At 63.2% G+C, this 8,040-nt stretch carries 9 protein-coding genes; 8 read left to right on the plus strand and 1 reads right to left on the minus strand.

All coding sequences use genetic code 11. The features are described from left to right. Positions 1-500 precede the first annotated feature (500 nt). The 6 genes from AC1DX0_RS26900 to AC1DX0_RS26925 all read left to right on the plus strand — a co-directional run bounded on the left by AC1DX0_RS26900 (position 501) and on the right by AC1DX0_RS26925 (position 5,631). Positions 501-1,265: an SDR family oxidoreductase gene (locus AC1DX0_RS26900; protein WP_477219350.1), complete on the plus strand. Its 765-nt coding sequence runs from the start codon at positions 501-503 to the stop codon at positions 1,263-1,265. Beyond that, positions 1,262-3,331 (plus strand): excinuclease ABC subunit UvrC, encoded by a 2,070-nt coding sequence (gene uvrC / locus AC1DX0_RS26905; RefSeq protein WP_477219349.1) that lies wholly within the window; start codon positions 1,262-1,264, stop codon positions 3,329-3,331. The genes AC1DX0_RS26900 and uvrC overlap by 4 nt, the downstream gene beginning before the upstream one ends. Positions 3,332-3,429: 98 nt before the next feature. Beyond that, positions 3,430-4,026, plus strand: a complete 597-nt coding sequence (gene pgsA, locus AC1DX0_RS26910) for a CDP-diacylglycerol--glycerol-3-phosphate 3-phosphatidyltransferase (RefSeq protein ID WP_023673449.1) — start codon at positions 3,430-3,432, stop codon at positions 4,024-4,026. Between the two features lies 1 nt (position 4,027). Beyond that, on the plus strand, positions 4,028-4,285 hold the full coding sequence (gene moaD / locus AC1DX0_RS26915) for a molybdopterin converting factor subunit 1 (RefSeq protein WP_032929596.1): 258 nt from the start codon (positions 4,028-4,030) through the stop codon (positions 4,283-4,285). A 5-nt stretch (positions 4,286-4,290) separates the two neighbouring features. Further along, positions 4,291-4,770 carry a molybdenum cofactor biosynthesis protein MoaE gene (locus AC1DX0_RS26920; RefSeq protein ID WP_477219348.1) on the plus strand — a complete coding sequence of 160 codons (480 nt, stop codon included), beginning with the start codon at positions 4,291-4,293 and terminating at the stop codon, positions 4,768-4,770. 96 nt (positions 4,771-4,866) lie between these two features. Next, on the plus strand, positions 4,867-5,631 hold the full coding sequence (locus tag AC1DX0_RS26925) for a YbaY family lipoprotein (RefSeq protein ID WP_477219347.1): 765 nt from the start codon (positions 4,867-4,869) through the stop codon (positions 5,629-5,631). A 14-nt stretch (positions 5,632-5,645) separates the two neighbouring features. Here the strand turns inward: AC1DX0_RS26925 and AC1DX0_RS26930 are convergent, their stop codons facing one another. Beyond that, complete coding sequence (locus tag AC1DX0_RS26930) at positions 5,646-6,449, minus strand: helix-turn-helix domain-containing protein (protein ID WP_477219346.1); 804 nt, start codon at positions 6,447-6,449, stop codon at positions 5,646-5,648. A 178-nt stretch (positions 6,450-6,627) separates the two neighbouring features. Between AC1DX0_RS26930 and AC1DX0_RS26935 the strand changes: the two genes are divergently transcribed. Both AC1DX0_RS26935 and AC1DX0_RS26940 read left to right on the plus strand, forming a co-directional pair. After that, positions 6,628-7,002 (plus strand): hypothetical protein, encoded by a 375-nt coding sequence (locus AC1DX0_RS26935; RefSeq protein ID WP_477219345.1) that lies wholly within the window; start codon positions 6,628-6,630, stop codon positions 7,000-7,002. 125 nt (positions 7,003-7,127) lie between these two features. Beyond that, positions 7,128-7,934: an alpha/beta fold hydrolase gene (locus AC1DX0_RS26940; protein WP_477357455.1), complete on the plus strand. Its 807-nt coding sequence runs from the start codon at positions 7,128-7,130 to the stop codon at positions 7,932-7,934. Positions 7,935-8,040 lie beyond the last annotated feature (106 nt).

Consider the following 8,040-nt stretch of genomic DNA (forward strand, 5'->3'; position numbering starts at 1 on the left):
GACGTCTGCGGCATAGGCAGTACCACCGAGGGCGAAGAGCCCGAGCGCGACGACCAGCGGTCGTGCGAATTTAAGATTGGCTTGCATTGTTCTTTACTCCTTAAGCCACAGGACACAGGCTTGTTTCTCACGATCGCCATCAACCCGTCCGGGGGGTGAAACGGATCTGGCGTTCGTCGGTTCCAAATGTCGTGTCAAAATGCGGCTGAAGCGAACCTGAACTTGGGTCATTCCCCGGCGCGAATGAGGCGGAACCTTGACGTTGCATCTTCGCAACAGCGAAATGTCAGCAGCCATTTCATGCTGCGCTGCACACCGCTTGGTGCAAGGAGTCCAGCGTCCTATATTGCGATCCAGCGCTTCCGACTCCAAGACGAGTCGGGATGCCGAACCTGGCACTTCGCCACAATGCTGCCCCAGGTGAGAACGCCATTTAACGCATGCCGGGCCATATTTCGTCGGCGTCGTGTTTTCGGGCCGAAATTGAGGATTGACAACAGATGAGCAAAGCCACTGCCGCGGCGCTGGTGACGGGCGGGGCGAAACGGATCGGCAAGGCAATTGTCGAAGACCTCGCCAGCCATGGATTTGCCGTCGCCATCCACGCCAATCGCTCGCACGATGAGGCGGATTCCTTGGCCGCAGGGATCAACCAGTCTGGCGGCCGCGCGGCGGTGGTAAGCGCCGACCTGACCGACATGGATGCTGTCAGCGACCTCGTCGGCCAGGCGGAGGCCGCGCTCGGGCCGATCTCGCTGCTGGTCAACAACGCTTCGCTCTTCGTCGATGATTCCATTGAGGATTTCGACTGGCAAGCTTGGGATCGCCACTTTGCCATTCACGTCAAAGCGCCGGCGCTGCTGGCACAGAATTTCGCCAGCGCCTTGCCGGAAGGGCGCGACGGGCTGATCGTCAACATCATCGACCAGCGCGTCTGGCGGCCGACACCGCGCTACTTCTCCTATGCACTGTCGAAGTCCGCCTTGTGGACCCAGACGCAGATGTTGGCGCAGGCGCTCGGGCCCCGCATTCGCGTCAACGCAATCGGTCCGGGCCCGACGCTGAAGAATGCGCGCCAGGACGATTCCGATTTTGATGCGCAACTCGCCGGCCTGATCCTGAAGCGCGGCCCGGAATTGCCTGAATTCGGCGCCACCATCCGCTATCTCTGGGAGGCGCGATCGGTCACCGGCCAGATGATCGCGCTCGATGGCGGCCAGCATCTTGCATGGCAGACGCCCGATGTGACAGGCATGACGGAATGAGTCCTCTAGACCAAAAGAACAAGCCGCGCGGCGGCGCCGATGATCTGCCTCCCGAAATCGACCTCGAGGACGAGGCGCTGGAGGAGATCGTCGAACCGATCGGCCCGGATGTCGCCTTCACGGCCATCGACTGGACGCCGCATGCCGGCGACGCYGAAGGCATGGTCGGCGCCGAAGTGATCCAGACGCTGGTCAAGCGGCTGCCCAACGCGCCCGGCGTCTACCGCATGATGAACGCCGCCGGCGACGTGCTCTATGTCGGCAAGGCGCGCAGCCTGAAGAAGCGCGTCACCAACTACGCGCAAGGCCGGTTCCACACCAATCGCATCGGCCGCATGGTGCGCGAGACGTCGACGATGGAGTTCGTCGTCACCCGCACCGAGATCGAAGCGCTGCTGCTCGAAGCCAATCTTATCAAGCGCTTGCGGCCGCGGTTCAATGTGCTGATGCGGGACGACAAGTCGTTCCCCTATATCCTTTTGACCGGCGATCATCTCTCGCCCGGCATCTACAAGCATCGCGGTGCGCGGTCGCGCAAGGGCGACTATTTCGGCCCCTTCGCCTCGGCCGGCGCCGTCGGCCGCACCATCAATTCGCTGCAGCGTGCCTTCCTGCTCAGGAGCTGCACAAACTCGTTCTACGAAAACCGCACGCGGCCATGCCTTCTGTACCAGATCAAGCGCTGCGCCGGCCCCTGCACCGGTGAAATCTCGCATGAGGGCTACGTCGAACTGGTAGAGGAGGCGAAGGACTTTCTCTCGGGCCGCAGCCAGAAGGTGAAGACCGAGATTTCGGCGGCCATGCAGCAGGCCTCGCAAGACCTCGATTTTGAGCGCGCGGCCATCTATCGCGACCGGCTGGCGGCYCTSTCGCATGTGCAGAGCCAYCARGGCATCAACCCGGCGACCGTCGACGAGGCCGAYGTCTTYGCCATCCAYCAGGAAGGCGGCCAGGTCTGCATCCAGGTGTTCTTCTTCCGCACTGGCCAGAACTGGGGCAACCGCGCCTATTTCCCGAAAGCCGACCCGGCGCTGGAAGCCGCCGAAGTGCTGGGCTCGTTCCTGGCGCAGTTCTATGACGACAAGCCGACGCCGCGGAACATCCTCCTGTCGCACGGCGTCGAGGATCAGGAACTGCTGGCCGAGGCGCTCTCCACCCGCGCCGGCCGCAAGGTGGCGATCTCGGTGCCGCAGCGTGGCGAGAAGAAGGACCTGACCGACAACGCCCTGCAGAACGCCCGTGAGGCGTTGGGCCGCAGGCTGGCCGAAACCTCGACGCAAGGGCGATTGCTTGCCGGTTTCGCCGAGACGTTCGGTCTGGCCAAGCCGCCGGTACGCATCGAAGTGTACGACAACTCGCACATTATGGGCACCAATGCCGTCGGCGCCATGGTCGTCGCGGGACCGGAAGGGTTCGTGAAAAACCAGTACCGGAAATTCAACATCCGCTCGACCGAGATCACGCCGGGCGACGATTTCGGCATGATGCGCGAGGTCATGGAGCGGCGCTTTTCGCGGCTGCTCAAGGAACATGGCGATATCGCCGTGGCCGACGCCGCGCCAGCGGGCGAGGCGGCCGATGACATCGAAGACGATATCTCAGGCAATTTCCCGGCCTGGCCCGACGTCATCCTGATCGATGGCGGCCAGGGCCAGATGACGGCGGTGCGCAAGATTCTCGCCGATCTCGGCATCGAGGATCGCGTCGTGGCGATCGGCATCGCCAAGGGCCAGGACCGCGATGCCGGCCGCGAGCGCTTCTTCGTCAGGGGCAAGGACTCGTTTTCGCTGCCGGTGCGCGACCCCGTGCTCTATTTCGTCCAGCGCCTGCGCGACGAGGTCCATCGCTTCGCCATCGGCTCGCACCGGGCCCGGCGCAAGAAGGAAATGGTCAAGAGCCCACTCGACGAGATCGCCGGCATCGGCCCAGGCCGCAAGCGCGCGCTGCTGCTGGCATTCGGCACCGCCAAGGCGGTCAGCCGCGCGGCGATCGAGGATCTGAGGAAAGTCGAGGGCATTTCCGAACAGGTCGCCAAACTGGTCTACAATCATTTCCACGAGAGCTGACCGATTCCGGGTATTTCGGCTGGCCAATCGATTTTGGCCTGTTGACCCCCTACAACAGCTTCTGATTTGAGTACGCAGGTAGAAAGAGTCTCCTAGACATGGCCAAGCGCGCGTTCAACCTGCCCAACATGCTGACCTACGCCCGTATCGTCGCGGTGCCGTTGGTCGTGCTGTGCTTTTTTCTCGAAGGCCATCTGAAATCGAGCGACTTCGCCCGCTGGTCGGCGCTGATCATCTTCCTGCTCGCCTCCATCACCGATTACCTGGACGGCTATCTGGCGCGCGCCTGGCAGCAGACCTCCAACATCGGCAAGATGCTCGATCCGATTGCCGACAAACTGTTGGTCGCCACCTGTCTGCTGTTGTTGGCCGCCGACACCGATCGCCATGCCGGCATCGCCGGCTGGTCGCTCTGGGCGGCGATCATCATCCTGTGCCGCGAAATCCTGGTCTCGGGCCTGCGCGAATATCTGGCGGCGCTCAAGGTTTCGGTGCCGGTGACGCAGCTCGCCAAATGGAAGACCGCCATCCAGATGGTCGCCATCGCCTTCCTGCTGGCGGGGCCGGCCGGCGACAAGATCTTCCCGCTGACGACGCAGACCGGCCTGGTGCTGCTGTGGATCGCGGCACTSGTCACGCTCTACACCGGCTACGAYTATTTCCGCGCCGGCCTCAAGCACATCATGGACGAGTGAGATGACGACCCGTCTCATCTATTTCGCCTGGGTGCGCGAACGGATCGGCACATCGGAGGAAGACGTCGAACTGCCCGCCGGCATCGAGACAGTCGCCGACCTCTTGCGCTGGCTGCAATCGCGCGGCGAGGGCTACGAGCACGCGCTGCAATATCCCGACGTGATCCGCGTTGCCATCAACCAGGAACATGTCGATCATCGCGAGAAGATAGCGGGCGCGCGCGAGATCGCGCTGTTCCCGCCGATGACCGGGGGCTGACACCCATGTCGGCCGTCCTGGTGCCAAGCGTGCGCATCCAGCGCCAGGATTTCGACGTCGCCGCCGAGATTGCCGGGCTGACGCAAGGCCGCGCCGATATCGGAGCGGTGGTTTCTTTCTCAGGCCTTTGCCGCGACGAGCAGGGCGCGCTCTCGGCACTCGAACTCGAGCACTATCCCGGCATGGCGGAGGCCGAGATCGGCCGCATCGCCGCTGAGGCGGTTCAGCGCTGGCCGCTGCAAGGCCTCACCGTCATCCACCGCCATGGCAAGATCGCGCCGGGCGAAAACATCGTGCTGGTGGTGGCCGCCTCGGCCCATCGCCAGGCAGCGTTCGAGGCGGCGAACTTCCTTATGGATTATCTCAAATCGCGCGCGCCTTTCTGGAAGAAGGAGCATCGCGTTGATGGCTCCGAGGGCGGCTGGGTCGAGGCCAAGGAAGCCGACTCCCATGCGGCCGGGCGCTGGAAGTCGCCGTCCGAATAAATCCCTGTCGCAGTCATGCATTGACCGCAATCCTTTGGCCAATTGGGCGCGGTTGATCAGCCTAGGCGTTGGCAGTCCGAGGCAAGGGAGGCGGTCATGCTGGATAGGCTCGCGGAGTTCTTCGTCTTCGGTTTCGTGCCTCTGGTCATCGGCATCCTGGCGGTGCCGGAACTGTCCGTGGCCGCCGAAAAGACGGTGACAGGCGAGGTGATCTATCGCGAGCGCATCGCCCTGCCGCCCAGCGCCGTACTTTCCGTCCAACTTGCCGATATGTCGCTTGCCGACGCGCCGGCCAAGATCATTGGCGAGCAGACTGTCAAGCCGGCCGGCCAGGTGCCGATCAGCTTCGAGATCAAATTCGATCCATCGGCGATCCGGTCGCAGATGACCTATGCGCTGCAGGCGCGTATCACAGTCGATGGCAAGCTGATGTTCATCTCCGACGTGCGCCATCAAGTCGATCCGCTGACCGACGCGCCGCAAACCATCATGCTCAAGATGGTGGCGCCGAACGCCGAGTCTGCGGATGCTGTCTTTGGCCAAGTCTGGGTGGTCGACTATGTCGACGGCATCGGCGCCATCACCGCGCCGCAGGCGACGTTCCGGGTCAGCGAGGCCGGCAAGGCTGGCGGCAGTGGCCCCTGCAACACCTATTTTGCCACGGCGAAGGTCGATGGCCAGGCGATCGCGATCAGCGAGATCGGCTCGACCTACAAGGCTTGCGCGCCGGAGGTGATGGCCGAGGAAAAGGCCTTGTTCGATGCACTGGCCAAGGCGGCGTCATACAAGGTCGATGCCGGCAAGCTCACAGTATCAGACAAGGACGGCCGCGAAATCCTGCGCTTCAGCGCCGCGAGCTGATTTCCGCATCGGCGTCACATCGCAGCCGTCTCCTTGACCATGGTCTTGACGATCTCGATGGTCTGGTCGTCGGCCGGAAACAGCATTTCCAGGGCAAGCTCCGCCAGCGTCACATCGTTGGGCGTGCCGAAAACGGTGGTGGTGTTGAGGAAGGACACGTTGCCGAGGCGCGTTGCGATGCGCAGCGGCGTTGCCAGCCGCTGCGCCGCTTCCAGCCCTTCCGCTGCATCGGAGCCGGCCGGCGAGGGATAGGCCATCACTTCGGCCAGCAGGCCCTGGATGACCGGGTCGGCGCGCGCCTCGATCTGCTGGCGCAGCACATGCACCGTATGCGCGCGCCACGCGGCGAAGTTCAGGATGCGCGGACCCATGCCGGCCGGGTGCAGGATGAGGCGCACGGAATTGACCGGGCTGCGCATGAGGTCGGCTGAGCATCCCTCATAGAGCTGCGGCAACGCCGAGTTCGACAACACCACGTTCCAATGGCGGTCGACGGCGAAGGCAGGGTAGGGCTTGTGCGCCTGCAGCACGCTGTCGATCGCTGTCCTGGCCGCTTCCAGCTCCGCCAGCGAGCGCTCCTGGAAGCCGGGCGCAAAGCCGGCCGCGAGCAGCAGCGTGTTCTGATCGCGCAGCGGCACGGCAAGGCATTCGGCCAGCCGCACAATCATCTCCCGGCTTGGCCGCGAGCGTCCGGTCTCGAGATAGGACAGATGCCTGGTCGAACTGTTCGCCGCCAAAGCGAGATCGGTCTGCGTCATCCGGCGCTGCTCGCGCCAGCGCCGCAGCAGCACGCCGAAGGGTGTCTGGTGCAGTGTCATTGCCGGAACCTATCGCGCGACGGCGTCACGGTTCAATGACCTGCAAGGTCAAATTCGACGTGACCAGACCGTCGCTTTTTGACCTTCGAGGTCATGGATTTCGATCCTCCACCCGGCGAATTCTCTCCTCCGAAAAGGCGGTGCATTGCCGTTCTCGCAAACAGATGGAGTGAAAATCATGACCAGGTCCCTGGATGCTAAGGCGTTGGCCGACCGCTATGTCGCCGTGTGGAACGAGACGGACGCAGAGCGTCGCCGCGCGGGCATTGCCGCCCTGTGGGTGCCCGACGGCCAGCACTATGTCGGCGAACGCGCGATGCGCGGCTACGAGGCGCTCGAGGCACGGGTACGCGGATCGCACGAGAAGAATATCCGCGACGACGGCAACCGGTTCCGCGCCGTCTCGAATGCCCGCCTGCTGCACGACGTCGTCACCTTCACCTGGGAGATGCTGCCGACCGATGGCGACACCGTGCTGGCGACCGGCCTCGAAGTCCTGACCGTCGACGACCAGGGCCGCATCCTGGTCGACTACCAGTTCGTCCCGGCCTGAACGGGCTCAAGCCAAAGCAATTCCAGGAAAAGTGTGAGCGGTTTTCCGCCCAGAATTGCGTAAAAACAAAGAGATAGAGCGGTTCGCCGTTTCCGTGAAATGGTGAAACGCTCGAGGAGACGAAAATGCCTTTCATCACAACAGCCGACGGGACGCAGCTCTATTGGCGCGAGTGGGGGCAGGGGCAGCCGATGCTCTTCCTCAGCAGCCTCGGCTTTGGCAGCCAGATGTGGGATTACCAGATGGCCGCCTTCGCCGAGCAAGGGTTCCGCTKTATCGCATTCGACCGTCGCGGCCACGGCCGCTCCGATCATCCGTCCCAAGGCTATGACCACGATACTTTCGCCGACGATGTCGCCACACTGATCGAGCAACTCGATCTTACCGACATCACCCTGGTCGGTCATTCCATGGCGGGTGGCGAGGCGGTGCGCTACCTCACCCGGCATGGCAGAGATCGCGTCAAGCGGCTCGTCCTGCTGGCGCCGATGACGCCGATGCTGCTCAAGACCGACGACAATCCGGGTGGCGCGCCCCGGGACGGTTTCGAGGCTCTGTGGGCGTTGTGGAAGCACGACTATCCAAAGTGGGTGGCCGACAACATCGCGCCGTTCTTCATTCCGGAGACGTCGCCCGGCATGGTGCGCTGGGGCTACACCCTGGTGCAGGTTTCCGTTCCCGTGGCGCTCGCCTGCAGCCGCGACATGGTCGAGCAGGATTTTCGCACCGAATTGCGCGAAATCACGCTTCCGACGCTGCTCATCCATGGCGACCGCGACCGCTCGGCGCCGATCGAACTGACCGGCATGCCGTCGGCGAAACTGATCCCTGATTGCCGCTTCCTTGTCTATGAAGGTGCGCCACACGGCATCATGTACACGCATATGGACCGGCTGCATGCCGACATACTGCAATTCGTGCGCGAGAGTTGATCGAATCACCAATGAAAAAGGCCGGCGAAACGCCGGCCTTTTTGCATCAGATTTGGCAGTGTCGGCTCAGCCGACGATCTCGGTGTCCGAGAACCAGTACTTGATC

It is taken from the genome of Mesorhizobium sp. P3_A9 (assembly GCF_056402975.1).